The organism is Sphingobacterium paucimobilis HER1398, from assembly GCF_000416985.1.
In the GTDB taxonomy this organism is placed as follows: Bacteria; Bacteroidota; Bacteroidia; order Sphingobacteriales; family Sphingobacteriaceae; genus Sphingobacterium; species Sphingobacterium paucimobilis.
In genome coordinates, this window is record NZ_ATDL01000004.1 from 264,921 (window position 1) to 280,054 (window position 15,134).

General features: G+C 39.4%; 15 protein-coding genes. 9 read left to right on the forward strand and 6 right to left on the reverse strand.

Annotated features, from left to right (window positions below):
- Positions 1–6 precede the first annotated feature (6 nt).
- Both hemC and hemA read right to left on the reverse strand, forming a co-directional pair.
- Entirely contained in the window at positions 7–1,596 is a 1,590-nt protein-coding gene (hemC, locus tag M472_RS26730) for a hydroxymethylbilane synthase (RefSeq protein ID WP_021068899.1), read from the reverse strand.
- A gap of 106 nt (positions 1,597–1,702) precedes the next feature.
- Positions 1,703–2,944 (reverse strand): glutamyl-tRNA reductase, encoded by a 1,242-nt coding sequence (gene hemA / locus M472_RS26735; RefSeq protein WP_021068900.1) that lies wholly within the window; start codon positions 2,942–2,944, stop codon positions 1,703–1,705.
- 424 nt (positions 2,945–3,368) lie between these two features.
- Between hemA and M472_RS26740 the strand changes: the two genes are divergently transcribed.
- The 6 genes from M472_RS26740 to M472_RS26765 all read left to right on the forward strand — a co-directional run bounded on the left by M472_RS26740 (position 3,369) and on the right by M472_RS26765 (position 8,162).
- Positions 3,369–3,767, forward strand: coding sequence for a hypothetical protein (locus M472_RS26740; protein ID WP_021068901.1), 399 nt, complete (start codon positions 3,369–3,371; stop codon positions 3,765–3,767).
- Between the two features lie 17 nt (positions 3,768–3,784).
- The gene (locus M472_RS26745; protein ID WP_021068902.1) at positions 3,785–4,840 is read left to right on the forward strand and encodes an AI-2E family transporter; all 1,056 of its coding nucleotides are present in this window, start codon (positions 3,785–3,787) and stop codon (positions 4,838–4,840) included.
- 551 nt (positions 4,841–5,391) lie between these two features.
- Positions 5,392–5,763: a 30S ribosome-binding factor RbfA gene (rbfA, locus tag M472_RS26750; RefSeq protein WP_021068903.1), complete on the forward strand. Its 372-nt coding sequence runs from the start codon at positions 5,392–5,394 to the stop codon at positions 5,761–5,763.
- Between the two features lie 21 nt (positions 5,764–5,784).
- On the forward strand, positions 5,785–6,462 hold the full coding sequence (gene aat / locus M472_RS26755; RefSeq protein WP_021068904.1) for a leucyl/phenylalanyl-tRNA--protein transferase: 678 nt from the start codon (positions 5,785–5,787) through the stop codon (positions 6,460–6,462).
- Positions 6,431–7,513: an aminotransferase class V-fold PLP-dependent enzyme gene (locus M472_RS26760; RefSeq protein ID WP_021068905.1), complete on the forward strand. Its 1,083-nt coding sequence runs from the start codon at positions 6,431–6,433 to the stop codon at positions 7,511–7,513. The genes aat and M472_RS26760 overlap by 32 nt, the downstream gene beginning before the upstream one ends.
- A gap of 4 nt (positions 7,514–7,517) precedes the next feature.
- Positions 7,518–8,162 (forward strand): hypothetical protein, encoded by a 645-nt coding sequence (locus M472_RS26765; protein WP_021068906.1) that lies wholly within the window; start codon positions 7,518–7,520, stop codon positions 8,160–8,162.
- A 72-nt stretch (positions 8,163–8,234) separates the two neighbouring features.
- Here the strand turns inward: M472_RS26765 and tsf are convergent, their stop codons facing one another.
- The 4 genes from tsf to rplM all read right to left on the reverse strand — a co-directional run bounded on the left by tsf (position 8,235) and on the right by rplM (position 10,902).
- A complete protein-coding gene (gene tsf / locus M472_RS26770) occupies positions 8,235–9,071 on the reverse strand; it encodes a translation elongation factor Ts (RefSeq protein ID WP_021068907.1) in 837 nt (278 codons plus the stop codon).
- A 164-nt stretch (positions 9,072–9,235) separates the two neighbouring features.
- Complete coding sequence (gene rpsB, locus M472_RS26775) at positions 9,236–10,042, reverse strand: 30S ribosomal protein S2 (RefSeq protein ID WP_021068908.1); 807 nt, start codon at positions 10,040–10,042, stop codon at positions 9,236–9,238.
- Positions 10,043–10,060: 18 nt separating this feature from the next.
- The gene (gene rpsI, locus M472_RS26780) at positions 10,061–10,447 is read right to left on the reverse strand and encodes a 30S ribosomal protein S9 (RefSeq protein WP_021068909.1); all 387 of its coding nucleotides are present in this window, start codon (positions 10,445–10,447) and stop codon (positions 10,061–10,063) included.
- Between the two features lie 11 nt (positions 10,448–10,458).
- The gene (rplM, locus tag M472_RS26785; RefSeq protein ID WP_021068910.1) at positions 10,459–10,902 is read right to left on the reverse strand and encodes a 50S ribosomal protein L13; all 444 of its coding nucleotides are present in this window, start codon (positions 10,900–10,902) and stop codon (positions 10,459–10,461) included.
- A 308-nt stretch (positions 10,903–11,210) separates the two neighbouring features.
- On the opposite strand from rplM, the gene M472_RS26790 reads away from it, so the two are divergent.
- From M472_RS26790 to M472_RS26800, 3 genes are all read left to right on the forward strand, one after another.
- Positions 11,211–12,935, forward strand: coding sequence for a tetratricopeptide repeat protein (locus tag M472_RS26790; protein WP_021068911.1), 1,725 nt, complete (start codon positions 11,211–11,213; stop codon positions 12,933–12,935).
- Positions 12,925–13,695: a DUF4292 domain-containing protein gene (locus M472_RS26795; RefSeq protein ID WP_021068912.1), complete on the forward strand. Its 771-nt coding sequence runs from the start codon at positions 12,925–12,927 to the stop codon at positions 13,693–13,695. Before M472_RS26790 ends, M472_RS26795 begins: the two co-directional genes overlap by 11 nt.
- Before the next feature lie 100 nt (positions 13,696–13,795).
- The gene (locus M472_RS26800) at positions 13,796–15,073 is read left to right on the forward strand and encodes a murein hydrolase activator EnvC family protein (protein WP_021068913.1); all 1,278 of its coding nucleotides are present in this window, start codon (positions 13,796–13,798) and stop codon (positions 15,071–15,073) included.
- Positions 15,074–15,134: the final 61 nt, after the last annotated feature.

Consider the following 15,134-nt stretch of genomic DNA (forward strand, 5'->3'; position numbering starts at 1 on the left):
TTCGATTTACATATCCAGTCCAAATATGGCTTCGGCTAGTCCCATTTCATCCGGTGAGAAGGGTAGGGTATAAGGAAGTCCCATTTCTTCTATGGCCTGTGCTGTGGAATAGCCGATACATATTATCTTTTGACCTGGGTCTGCAAGGTTTTCTTTGAAGTAGGCTTCTACATTGCTTGGGCTAGTGAAAACTAATACCTCAGCATTGGATTTGTCAACCTCTTCTTCGAGTACCGTTTCGTAAATAGGCATATCTATAATATGCGTATTTGGGGTCAAAGCTTTTTGTATACTTTGTAATGAGTCTTTGGCTCTAGGTATGAGAACGGTTTGTCCGTCAACCAATTCAGCAAAAGCTTGTGCGATAGCTTCTGTACTGATACCAAGATCGTCTCCAGAAAAGTCTGCTACTCGACCGAACTTTCGTAAGGTAGATTCCGATCCTCTTCCTAATACCGCAATTTTAGTCTTTTTCAGAATGAGCGGGTCAAGGGCAAAGAAATGCTCGATAGCATTCTTACTGTTGAAAAAGATCCAATCTGCCCTTTTCAATATAAAGGAATCGAGGACATTGATCGTTGGGTATATTTTTATCAACGAGCGTGCGTCGATCTGTATGTTATGCTTTTTTAAGTAACGGCCCAAATAGGAGTTTTCATCCAGATCTCTTGTAATAAACAGTGAGGAAGGAAGTTTTCTGGATTTGTCGTACTTGTTGAATATGGCTTCAGCCATTCCCTCTGTGGTGTCAGCCTGTAGGTATAGGCGATCTGGGAAATCCTCGTTGTCTTCTGCAATAGAAGTCCAAGATTCAAATTTGCCATCACGTTCGCGGCAGTAACAACCTAGGGGAGCGTGACAACCTGCCTCGAACATGTTGAGTACTTTCCGTTCTACAGCGATCGTCTGTGCGACTTTGGTGTCATTGATTTTTTGTAGTGTATTAAAGAGCTCCTGGTCAGATTCTCTGATTTGGATAGCCAATACTCCCTGAGCAGGGGCTGGTATTATTTCTACGGGTGCGATCTCTTCCATATGGAAATCCGAAAGCTCCATGTTAATACGGTTTACGCCGGCTTTTGCTAAGACAATAGCATCGTATTTTTCGTCGCGCAGTTTTTGAATCCGCGTTTGAAGATTACCACGAAGATCTTCAAATTCTAAGTCTGGACGAAGAGAAAGTAATTGAGCTTTGCGTCTGTTTGAAGATGTGCCAACCGTAGCCGCATGTTTTATGGATAAACGTTTTGTGATATCGACACAGTCTTTGTGGATGATGATTACTTCGGCGGGGTTTTCTCGTTCTGAGACCGCTGCAATGATTAGACCTGGAGGATTTACAGTAGGCAAGTCTTTGTGGGAGTGTACAGCTAGGTCAATCTGAGAAGAAAGTAGTTCTTCTTCGAGTTCTTTGGTGAAGAAGCCTTTTCCTTCTAGTTTATCAAGTCTAAGGTGTTGGATAATATCGCCTTGAGTCTTGATGATTTTCAATTCGGCCTCTATGCCAATTTCCGCTAATCTGTCTTTTACAAAGTTAGCCTGCCACAGTGCAAGCTCACTGCCTCGAGTTCCAATAATTAGTTTTCTATTCAACATGGATTGTTTATGTTACGAAAAATACCACGGCAAATTTAGCCAAATACCCTAATAATCTGATCATATAATGTCAGAATAAAGTATCTTTTAGGAAGATTGTCGTAAATTAATTGTTTTCGAATTCGGTGTTTTTAACCAAGATCTCTTTTGCCATTACCATTGGAACTTTTATGTATTTTTTTTCCATGTAGTTAATGACCTTTTCTAGTACTTCACGCGCTTGCGGATCAAGTTTACTAACATCTTGGGCAAAAATCTCATTCAACGCAATTTCCCGAATTTCTTTTATTTTATCAGGCACCTGACGCATAGCCACTTCAACGCGACGCTGTTTAATAAGTGGAAGAAATTCTTTGATGTTCTCGTTGATTATTTTTTCGGCAGCTGTCAGTTCTCCATAGCGTTCTTGGAGGTTTTTCTCTGCGATAGCTTGTAAACCGCTTACTTCGATGTAGTGAATTGCATTGTCGGGGATGACTTCCGCATTTATGTCGTTTGGTATTGCTAAATCGACGACGATCTTTTTATCGGTATCTCCCTGTAATAAGTTTTGATATAGATTGTTGTCGATGATTGATTCAGATGCACCGGTACAGGTGATCATAATATCAAAACCTCCTTTGTAGCCTGCGAGCTGGCTTAGTGGATAAGCTTCACAGTTTAGCTCTTTGGCAAGTGATTTTGCGTTTTCAATTGTTCTATTAAAAACGACAAAATTTGAAAGTTTATGCTTTTTTAAATATTTCGCTAGATTTTGGTTCGTCTCTCCCGACCCAATTACTAGTATTCTAGGGTTTCCTAATAGTTTTACTTCTTTCAGCTTGCGGTATGCCAGCGATACGACAGAAATCGGATTCCGAGAAATATTGGTATGGGTGTAGACTTCTTTTGCTGTTTTTACAAGGCGATCCATCATGAGGCGAAGAAAGTCTCCTGTAAATCCTGCCTCTTTGCACTTTTCGTAGGCTCTTCTAACCTGAGCTAAAATTTCTTTTTCACCTACGACCAAGCTTTCTAAGGAACAAGACATTCTGAAAAGGTGGTTTAATGCCTCTAGTCCAGAATAACGGTTTACTTGTCCTAGATAGCATTGAAGCCTTTCTGATGGTACGCAGAAGTTCATCTTATCCATGAAGTGTGCGATAAAATCATCAGTCAGTTCATGGGCTCCATAGAAAACAAATTCCACACGGTTACATGTTGCAATATAGAATATCTCAGGGATGTCTAAGTTGTTTTTTAGATTGATTAATCTGGAATCTAACTCTTCGTTACAAATCACCAGATTGCCCAAATCTTTTAGGTCAACATGCTTGTGGGTAAATGCTATAACTTTTAAATTCTTCAACGCCTTGGTAATCTAGCCTCTATTATACTGATGCAAATGTAGACTAAAACCTCGGGTGTTATGTCAAAAATCTGTCAAACGAGCTAATTTAGAAGGGTTATAAATAATGTTAATTTTTTGTTAAATGTCTTTTTTACAGTCTGTTGTTTGCGGTTCTCTTTGGGTATTTCCTAGTTATATCTTCTTTGTTTTTTGTCTAAGCTCCTGCGACGTTTATAGGGTTTGCACAACTAAAGTGAAATCTAATCGTAATTTCTCATTAGAAGCATTATAGTGCCTGTGGAGATAAAGGAAGTAATTGATGATTTTGATGCTAATTCAGCGCTTTTTTTGAGAAGAGTGCGTGATATAGAGGGGTTAAAAAATGTTGCTAATTGCGCCCAAAGTTTTTTGACATTCGAAAATTGAAATCTACCTTTACGCTATGTATGTGCTTAATAAAATATACGCATTGCTAGGGATAGTTATTGCGGCGTTTTCCACGGTGTTTTGTCCTTTTCTTAGGGTGCCATTGACCGGAAACTGGAACTTGTATCAGACCGATCTTATCTTGTTTGGTGGGACCATTGGACTACTATCGTTATTGGTTCTTTTTTTTACACTTAGAAGGGTGAGTTGGTTCCGGTGGACATCTTACCTGCTCTTGGTTTGGTGTGCAGTCGCTTTTTTGGGTGTTTATTTTAAGATAAATAATTATTTTGGGATGAAATTTGTTGATGGTATGCTAGCTAAGGCATTGCACTTGAAATGGGGTTGGGTCGTTTTGTTTATAGGGGTATTCATCTCGGTGCTGAGTGTTAAAAAGGTCAAAGAGATTAATTGATTTAGAATGTAAATAATATGAGAGCTAAGCAGATAAATAATACGCCCATTAATCAGATTATGCTGATTCTGATTATCCTCTTGATCTGCATTTTGATTTTTAAGAATCTGCTGTATTATCTGCCAGGTTTCTTGGGAGCAATTACCCTGTATATCTTATTCCGAAGTTCTTATTTTTCACTTACTGAAGGGCGCAAGTGGAATAAGTCGTTGACCAGCGTCATGTATATTCTCATTTCGATCGTCTTTATCGTATTGCCGATATGGGCTATTGTCGATTACTTGGCACCACAGCTGTCTACATTCTTGACGAATACGGATCGGATGGTCGACCAGTTTAATCTGGTAAAGGAGTATATGAAAGACAAACCATTGCTTAAAGATATAGATATGTCGGATGAAGCGTTATTGGCTTTTGTGCAGCGCCTCACGAGATATATCCCCAATATCGTAAACTCTGTTGTCGAGGTGGTCATTAATGTGGTCGTAACGCTGTTTGTCCTTTACTTTATGCAGGTGCATGGCAAAGCGATGGAGAAAGCGATAGAAAGAGCGATACCTTTCTCTGTTCGTAGTAAAAATGAGATTTGGAATGAGGTGAATCTGATGGTACGGTCAAATGCGTTAGGTATTCCTATTTTAGGTATCTGCCAGGGATTGGTGGCTATGTTGGGGTACTGGATTTTTGGTGTAGAGAATTTTGTGCTATTGGGCGTGCTTACAGGGGTGGCTTCAATTGTTCCGGTTTTAGGGACAATGACCATCTATGTTCCGGTTACGATAATGGTACTGGCATCCGGAGAGACAGCCAGTGGTATTGGTTTGGCGATCTATTGCTTTTTCCTAGTGGGGGGGATCGACAATATATTGCGATTTACGATATTAAAGACTTTAGGAAATGTGCCGCCAATGATTACGGTGTTTGGTGTACTATTGGGACTTAATATGTTTGGTATGCTGGGGCTTATCTTTGGGCCGCTCATTCTCTCTTCAGTGGGTGTTTTAATTAAGGTATACAGCAACGAATTTGGAAGGCAATCGATTGATGTATTTACACAGGAGAAAGAAGAATAGTAAATAGCTATAAAAGTGACCACTTACTTTTTTTTAAAATATATTTTCGGTTATTATAAATATCTGCTTATGTTTGTAACACAAAGGGAGATGAAAAGAAATACTTTGTGAGTCTTTACTCACATTTGTAACCAACAAAAGTAAACAACTGAATATTGATAGACGACAAAGTCTTAAAACTTGAAAGAAATTTTTCTATCCAATTATAAACTAATTTTGATGAAGACTTGTCCACTTGCCCGCGACAAGTCTTTTTTTTTGCCTAAAATGTATATGTTGTTGATTCGATATTTTATTAAAGGTATTAATTAGCTCTCTTCGTTCGGTTTAAAGGACATCAAGAACTTTTTTCATGATGATTTCCTTTTGCATTTGCATTCAAGAGCTCGCCGATAACATCGGGATCGGTTCATCTCTGTTATTGATTCAATGGCAGGGATGAAAGTTTTATTTCAGGTGTTCGTGAATACAAAGCATTTTGTCTAATTTTGTGAGAGGTGAGGTGTTGACATTGGCGACACCTGTATTATTATTTTAAATATTCATATAGCATGGGAACGGAAAGTAAGAGACAACAAAGATTCGGGGGAGTCATCCAACAGGATTTGGCCGAACTGTTTTTACGGGACGGAAAAAATTGGGCTCCGGGAGCTTTTATAACAGTAACAAAGGTTCGTGTTACTCCAGATCTTGCGATAGCTCGTGTATATCTAAGTTTTTTGAATACCAATACCGCCAAAGATGATATCGCAAGCATTAAAGCTAAAGTTAGTGAAATCAGGTATAAGCTAGGTGCACGGATTAAGAATCAGGCTAGAATTGTTCCGGATTTGGAGTTTTTTCTTGACGATACCAATGAGTATGTCGAGCATATGGATCGCCTTTTTGACGAAATCAGTAAGGAACCGAGACAATCAGATTAGTAGCTCTAAGTCTATTGTCCCATGGTATTTCAGTTAGATGAAGATTTAATTTTGTTCCCCGATGTACAGTTGGCGGAGGAAGATGGGCTTCTGGCAGTAGGTGGCGATCTTCGTACCGAGCGATTACTCGAAGCCTATAAGAATGGGATATTTCCCTGGTACAGTGATGATACACCTATCCTGTGGTACGCTCCTCACGAACGCTTTATTCTCTATCCTCACCAGGTCAAGGTGAGCAAGTCGATGACTAAGGTGCTTGCCAAGAATATATTTGAGCTATCCTTTAACACCTGTTTTGAAGATGTCATGCAGCAGTGTTCTACTGTAGCACGTAGAGGCCAGGATGGAACATGGATTGTGGATGATATGTTGAGAGCTTATGCCCGATTACATCAGGAAGGCTATGCACATAGTATTGAAGTGCGTCAAGGTGGGAATCTTGTAGGCGGATTATATGGTGTTCTGATCGGTAAAGTATTCTGCGGAGAGAGCATGTTTTCTAAGGTTCCTGATGCCTCAAAGGCAGCCCTGATTTACCTATGTCAAAACTTTGATCTGGAGTTGATCGATTGTCAGATTTATTCTTCGCATTTAGCATCAATGGGAGCAACTACTGTAGATGCATCTTTTTTTTATAGCAAACTACAACAACAAGAAGTTGAAATCAATGGACTACAAAAGTTATTTCGATATCCCTAAGGGATTGACTTATCTCAATACCCCAGGAAATGGGCTAATGCCTATAAAGCATCATAAGTGGAGACGGGAATGGGAGCAGGCATTTTTTGATCCTGACGGTAGCTTAAGAGATCAGCAGGTGGCTTTTATAAAGGGAATAAAATCGGAGATATCGACTTTATTTAATTGCCCTGTAACCAATGTGTATGCTGTTCCGAACTTTTCGTTCGGGTTTAACGTATTGCTGGAAGGCTTACCTAGAGAATCCACGTTTTTATTGGTCGAGGATGATTATCCTTCATTAAACTATCCAGTGATTAGTCGAGGCTATCGTTATGATATTGTAGCGATTGGAGACGGTCTATTAGAAGCTAATATTCGCGATGCGCTTAAGCAAGAAAAGACCGATGTACTTATATTAAGTATCGTGCAGTATATAAGTGGGCTTAAGATAGATCTTGATTTTATTAAAGAGCTTAAACGCGATTTTCCGGATCTTATTCTGATAGGTGATGCTACGCAATATTTAGGGACCGAACCATTTGATTTTATGGAATCGGGCTTTGATGCGGTATGTGGTAGTGGCTACAAGTGGATGATTGCAGGTTTTGGAAATGGTTACGTAATGCTGTCCGACAGATTAAAAGAGGTGCTATACGCAGATGCTCAGAAGCGGGAGCGGCCTAAAGAGTTGATGTGGGAACACAAATCAATTCTTGAAACCTTTTTTGAACCGGGGCACCAGGATGTACTTAGTCAAGGGACGTTGCTTCAGTCTGTTCTTTTCTTCAATGAAATAGGCCTCTCGAACGTAAAACGGCATCTAGATGATGTTGTGACTTATGCTTACGAACGGTTTATCGATCGAAATTGGATTCTTCCAATCGTTGAATGCAGATCTTGTAGGTCTGGGCTCATCAATTTGCAAGTACCGCAGGATTGTTATCCATTGTTGCAAGAGGAGGGGATTAAGTGTTTTCCGAGAGGAAAGGGAATCCGTATAGGGATTCATTTATATAATAATAAAGAAGACATTGACCGTGTCGTCGATGTGTTAAGCAAAGTGTGTTAAAAAGATGAATTTGAAGATAGGTGATTTGGTACGATTTGTAGAGGAACCCATTGAGGGGCATATTACCTCTATTCAAGCCAACGATGTTATTGGCGTTACAGATGATACGGGTTTTGAGATTCCGGTTTTAAAAACGAAGGTTACACTTGTTCACGGGAATATGAGGATGCCCGAAGACGAGCTGGAAGAAAATACTTCTACATCGAACCTGCCGTTTGTCGATAAGGGTATTTTCATAGGCGTAGCAGGCGAACAAAAAAATGGTGTAGCGAAGTTTTACATTATCAATGAAACGTCTTTTGAGCTCTTGGTAAGTGTTTCTGTATTATCTGGAACCAAAGTAACAGGTGTTTTTGGGAACTTGATTCCAACGCATGATTATGCACAGTTCTATATGGCTAATTTTGCAACTGTAGGTAAATGGCCTACGTTTCATATACAAATAATTCAACATAGTAAAACATTACAACCACGGCAGCAACCGTTGAGTAAAGAGTTTCGTGTGAAACCCCTAGATTTAATAAATTCCAAGGAGCGTGTGGAGATGCTGAATGATAAGGTGTGGCTGTATGAACTGGATAAAGAAGAAGAGGATATTGGATTGGATAAGTTGAAATCCCATTTTATATCGCACCGGCCGAATAAGTGATGAATATCAATATTATAAAAAAACCTGCTTTAAATTTTAAAGCAGGTTTTTTATTTTGAGTAGATATTCTAATTATTCTCCTAATTGAATGCGTTTGAACGCTGTTACAGTCAATCCTTTAGAAACTGAATCTAAAAACTGAGCAATACTTTTAGAAGAATCTTTTACGAACTCTTGGTTCAATAAAGTGTTCTCTTTGTAGAATTTATTCAATTTACCAGCAGCGATTTTTTCTACCATTTCTTCAGGTTTACCTTCTGCACGGATTTGCTCTTTAGCAATTTCTAATTCGCGCTCGATAGTTTTTGAATCAACGCCATCTTTATCGATAGAAACTGGGTTCATGGCAGCGATTTGCATAGCTACATCTTTACCTGCTTCTTCAGCTCCTGCTGCGTCAGCAGAAAGACCTACTAATACACCTAAACGGTAGTTACCGTGGATATAAGCTACTACTTTTTCACCTGTTACGATTTCGTATTTAGAAACGTCGATTTTCTCTCCGATAACACCAGTTTGCTCGATTAACGCTTCTGAAATAACTTTTCCATCAACTGTTAAAGCTTTTAATGCATCCAAAGAAGCTGGAGTATTAGCTAAAGCTACATCAGCGATTTTATCTGCGAAAGCTACGAAATCAGCATTTTTAGCTACGAAGTCAGTTTCACAGTTAACTTCTACCACGATACCAGTTTTACCATCCGCTGAAGATTTAGCGATGATAACACCTTCGTTAGAATCACGGTCCTGACGGCTAGCAGCTACTTTAGCTCCTTTTTTGCGTAGGTAGTCAACAGCAGCTTCGAAATCGCCATTTGCCTCTACTAGAGCTTTTTTACAATCCATCATACCTGCGCCTGTTTGTTGACGCAATTTGTTTACATCTGATGCAGAAATTTGTACTGACATGATATTTTATTTTTTTTAAAATTACAATTGTAGGATTAACAAAAGTATACTTTGTAAGTAAAGCTATTGTTAACGTTATAAAAAGAAACCGGATAGACGAGTTTGTTTAAGGAAGCTTTTCTTCCAGAAACCAACACTTGTCTATCCGGCTTAATATAGAATTATTATTCTACGTCTTTTGCTTTACGAGTGCGTTTTCCTGGAGCAGCATCTGTTGCTTCACCATTGTCGACTGCTGCTTTAGCTGCAACAGCTTCTTTTTCCGCATCTTCTTCTTTATCGCGTTTACGCTCTTCCAAACCTTCGATGATTGCTTGTCCGATAATTCCTGCGATTAAGCTAATTGATTTAGTAGCGTCATCATTTGCTGGAATAGGGAAATCAATGTTAGTAGGGTCAGAGTTTGTATCTACCATTGCAAAAGTAGGAATGTTTAATTTAATAGCTTCAGCTACTGCAATGTGCTCTTTTTTCACGTCGATGATGAATAAAGCTGCTGGTAGACGATTCAAATCAGCGATACCTCCTAAAAGGTTTTCTAATTTGATACGCTCACGCTGAATCATTAATTTTTCCTTTTTAGATAATACATCGAATGTACCGTCTTTTTGCATTTTGTCGATGTTAGACATCTTTTTGATAGACTTACGAACTGTTGCGAAGTTTGTAAGCATACCACCTAACCAACGCTCTGTTACATAAGGCATGTTTACATCCTTAGCTTGTTGTGCGATGATTTCTTTTGCTTGTTTTTTCGTAGCTACGAATAAAACTTTACGACCTGATTTTACGATTTGCTTAATAGCAGAAGAAGCTTCTTCTAATTTCGTAAGAGTCTTGTTTAAATCGATAATGTGAATACCGTTGCGTTCCATGAAAATGTACTTAGCCATTTTCGGGTCCCATTTACGTGTAAGGTGACCAAAGTGAACACCAGCATCCAATAAATCTTGATAAGTAGTTCTTGCCATTTTGTGATCCTCCTTTGATTAACGTTTACTGAATTGGAATCTTCTACGAGCTTTCTTGCGTCCTGGTTTTTTACGCTCAACCATACGGTCATCACGCGTTACTAAACCTTTAGCACGTAAAGCTGGTTTTACTTCTGGGTCTAGCTCAACTAGTGCTTTAGCAATTGCTAAACGTACCGCTTCTGCTTGACCTTTAACTCCACCACCATGAACGTTAACTTTAACATCAAAATTTGTTAGTGACTCTGCTACTAATAAAGATTGAGTAGCAATGTACTGCAAAGGCAATGTTGGGAAATACTCTTTGTAGTCTTTACCATTGATGGTAATGTTTCCGCTTCCTGCTCCTAAGTAAATACGAGCAACAGCAGTTTTTCTTCTTCCTGAAGTGTTAGTTGTTGACATAATAATGCTCCTTAGAATTTAACGGGTTTTGGGTTTTGTGCCTCATGTTTGTGTTCTCCACCAGCGTAAACAAAAAGATTTTTGTACAACTGACGGCCAAGACGGTTCTTAGGTAACATACCACGAACAGCTTTCTCGATGATGCGCTCTGGGTGTTTTGCCATTAATTCTTTAGGAGATACAAAACGCTGACCACCTGGGTAGCCTGTGTAGCGAACATAAGTTTTGTCGCCTAATTTGTTTCCTGTCAATTTAACCTTGTCTGCATTGATAACAATCACGTTATCACCGCAGTCTACGTGTGGGGTGAATGTAGGCTTGTGTTTTCCACGAATTACTTTCGCAATTTCACTGGCCAAGCGCCCCAAGATCTCGCCCTCAGCGTCAACAACGATCCACTCTTTGTTAACGGTGTTCTTGTTGGCAGAGACAGTTTTGTAACTTAACGTATTCACTTGCTTTTATTTAATTAATTAAACTTGTTATTTACCAATCGTAATCACTACAATTGGATTGCAAAGGTACGATTTTTATTTTTTAAAACACAAGAGGTGTGCGTCTTTTATTTTTGCTTTAATGCTTTTGGTTTTTCGAGGCACTCAATGTGTATTCACAGATTGGTGAGAAAAGTAGTGTTCGATTCATGTAGTCTAATAGTGGGATGGATAATTTTAACATTTATTAAGGAGTTTGGGATTAAACTTTTTGATACTATTGTACTCTTTTTTTAAGGCAATATGTTACCTTAGTAAAAGGTGTTACTATGATTTTGAAGATGTTTTTGAATATGAAAGCGATAGGTTTGCTGAAAAAAGTATTTGTATTAGGGGTGTTATTGTTTGCAGGAACCGCAAATGCCCAGCGTGTTGACCCTCCTTATAAGATGCAGTTGGCAAAGGTGGAAGAACGATTGAAAATAGGCGATTTTAGGGAAGCTATGGGGGAAATGGACCGTATTACGGCACAGTACCCAGATGCTGCTGAAGTCTATTATGCGAAGGCCTTATTGTTTGGTCAGACTGGGAATTACGAAGAGGCTCTAGAAAATGCTAAAACAGCTTATCGACATGATGCCAATATTATGCATGCAAACCTACTGGTAGAGCTTTATAAAAGCAAGCAGAACTGGGCAGAGGCCAGTGTCATATTGGCGGAACTTAGGGGGAGATATGCAGGAGTTTCTTCTATCGCAAGAGACTTGATTATGGTCTTGTCCAATGCGAAGAAGCTGGATGAGGCTATTGCAGTATACCACGATGAGGTGGCTCGCGGACATGCCTCGGATACGTTGGATGTGGTGTTGGCCGATGTTTACGTGATGAATGATCGTTTTAAGGATGCAGAGGCGCTTTTGGAGCCATGGGATGGTAAATCAACATTAAGACATGTATATGGTACATTGGCCTATGTTAATTTGCAAAACGGTAAGACCAAGCCAGCTATTGCGATTTTAGAGCGAGGTGTAAAATATAGTAAAGATCCGGTGTTGTACCTTGATCTTGCAGATGCGTATAAGTCAGATGGTAAAATGAAGATGACTTTCGAGTCGCTAAAGCTTGCATTTGAGTCTAGTCAGGTCGATTTTGGGGATAAGCATCGCGTGATGTTGAATGTAATGCATCCTGATTTTAAGGGATTCACCTTGGATCAAATTCAAACACTGGCCAATACGTTGGTCTTGATCCACCCGAGAATAGCAGAGAGTCATGTGGTCAAAGGTGAAGTGTTATGGCGTAAAGGAAATACTGCAGAGGCCCGTTCGCTATTTCTTACTGCTGTAGGGATTAATCCTAGGCATGTTGATGCCTGGCGTATGCTAATCAATACTGATTTAGGACTGAATGAGGTTGACGAGGCTATTCGTCACGCGGACGAAGCGATCCGCGCAAATCCTGGTAATGCGATGCTGATGTATTTTTCTGGATTGGCTTTCATGGTAAAAGAGGATTTTGAAAAGACACGTATCATGTTGGAGATGGCTTTGGATCATAGTGAGGAGGAGAATACCTATTTGAGGTCAATCATCTATAGCGGACTAGGGGATCTGTACCATCAGTTGAAAATGGATGCTGCTTCGGATGTCGCTTACGAAGAAGCCATACAATTGGATAGTACGAATAGTACGGCTATGAATAATTTAGCTTATTACCTCTCTATTCGAAAAAAGGATCTGGATAAGGCGGCCGGTTATGCAAAGAAGGCGAATGAAATAGATTTGAATTCAGCTACTTTTCAAGATACCTATGCCTGGGTTCTATTTCAGCAGGGTTCTTATAAAGAGGCTGCTTTTTGGATGGAAAAAGCTATTAAGTCTTCTGCGTCTCCATCTGCTTTGTTATTCGAGCACTATGGCGATATCCTTATACAGCTCGGTAGAGAAAAAGAAGCGGTCAAACAGTGGGAAAAAGCATTGTCTCTTGTCAAAGGTGATAGTGTAGACGTCAATAAGATTAAGTTAAAAATAAAAGATAAGCGATATGTGGAGTAGGTATGTTTTGTTGTTGCTAACCTTAACTATTGTATTCGGTTGCGGTAGTAAGAAACAAGTGGTCGGTGCAAAAGGGGGAGAGGGCACAGTATACAAGAATGGTGCAGAAGGTTATTTGATCAATAACCTCGATTTTAGTACGTTTTCAGGACGAGCAAAATCGAAAATTGAGTTTGATAATGAAAAACATGATGTGACTATGCATGTGAGGATCCTGCGCGATCGTGAGATCTGGATTTCGGTAACTGCAACATTGGTTAATTTTGAAGTCGCACGAGTTAAGATCACCCCGGATAGCGTACAGATCTTAAATAAAATGAGAAGCGAATATATCGGGAAGCGTTTCGATTACGTGCATCGGTATACGGGAGAGGGAGTTTCATTTTTTACGTTGCAGGATCTTCTGATGGCTAATGTATCGCAGCCATTGTTACGGACCGACCAAATTACGGTAGCAAGTGCGTCTGATGAGGTGCAGATTGTTGGGGTAAAGGATCAATTGGCTTTTCAATACAGCCTAAACGAAAAGAATAGGCCTAAGGTATTCCGCTTGAATGTTGTAGGGCGTGATGATAATTTAGAGTCCTTTTATAGTAATTTTACAGTTTCTGGAGGCTATAATTTTCCGCAGAATCAACAGATAAAGTTAGGTGCGGGAGGAATGTCGATTAGTGCGATTTTAAATTATAATAAAGCTGATTTTAATCAGGATATAGATTTACCTTTTACTGTTCCAGCTAAATATAAAATAGTAGAATGATGTGGTGAAGGTGTTAAAAAGTTATTTTTATTAGGCAAGTAGGTGAGATATGTTTATTTTTGGAGGTTATATAAAACGCTAAGTTTAGAAGTAGCAATTCATGGTTTTTAAGAAAATATTACTCAGTATATTTATAATCGGCGCATGTGCGCATTTTTCATACGGTCAAAGCAGTGCGGAACTAAAGAAGCAATTGGAAAAAATCAATGCCGATATTTCTGCCTTGAACAAAGAGTTGTCTGCTAAAACCAAAGAAAAGCTCCTTTCCCAAAAGGAGGTCAATGCGCTCAGCCGTCAATTGAATTTACGGGAAGATAAGATTACGATTATCAATCGTGAGTTGGTTAATCTTTCAAAGCAGATAAATGACAATACAAAGTCTGTTAATGCATTGAAAGCAGAGCTCGAAAAGATGCGTCAGGATTATGAAAAAATGGTCATGTTTGCATTCCGTAATAAAAATGCCTATAACAAGATGATGTTTATCTTTGCTTCTAAAGATTTTAATCAGGCTTTCAAACGGGTGAAGTATTTGCAACAATTTACCGATGCTCGTAAAATAAAGGCAGCAGAGATTGAAGGGGTCAGAAAGGAAATAGAGTTGAAGATTGCGCGATTGGAAGCAGATCGGAAAACACAGAATGAACTGTTGGCAGAGCAGCGAAAAGAAAAAGATGTTATTGCCAAAGATCGGTCTGAGCATCAGGTTCAATTGAATCAATTGGCAAAAGAGGAGAAATCGTTTCAAGGTCAATTGTCTGCTAAACAACAAGAGCGGAAGAAGTTAAATTCGTTGATAAAAACCGCAATTGCCAGGGAGGCAGCAGAGGAGAGACGAAAAGCGGAGGAAGCACGGCAGAAAGCAGCCTTGGCTGAGTCGAAAAAAACGGGTAAATCGGTTGAAGATGCGCGGAAGGAAATCGATAAGAGAAAAGGAGCTGATGTTATTGCGAGTACGCCTGAAGTCGCAAAATTGTCGGCAAGTTTTCAGGCTAATAGAGGAGGGTTACCTTGGCCTGTAGCGCAGGGTAATATCGTTCGTAACTACGGAAGTGTCGTCGTTGAGCATGGAGTTAGGGACTTCTATGACTATATCCGTATTCGGACAGGAGATGGTGCAGCGGTAAAATCAGTGTTTTCCGGAACAGTAGTGCAGGTTGTAAGCATGGGGACTTCAGCGGTGGTCGTTAAGCATGGTAATTATTATACCGCTTATTCCAATTTGAAGACAACTTCAGTTAGTAAAGGTCAGTCCGTAAGTACTGGTACGGTAATAGGTACAGCTGCTGGAGATGCCGAAGAAGGGTTTTCTTATATTGATTTCAGTGTCTTCCAGGGAGAGACTGTTTTAGATCCATCTGCTTGGATAGCAAGATAGTTACGGGATATTAATTTATTAATATCTATATTTGTAAGAAGGAGTATTTATTGTAAAAGTA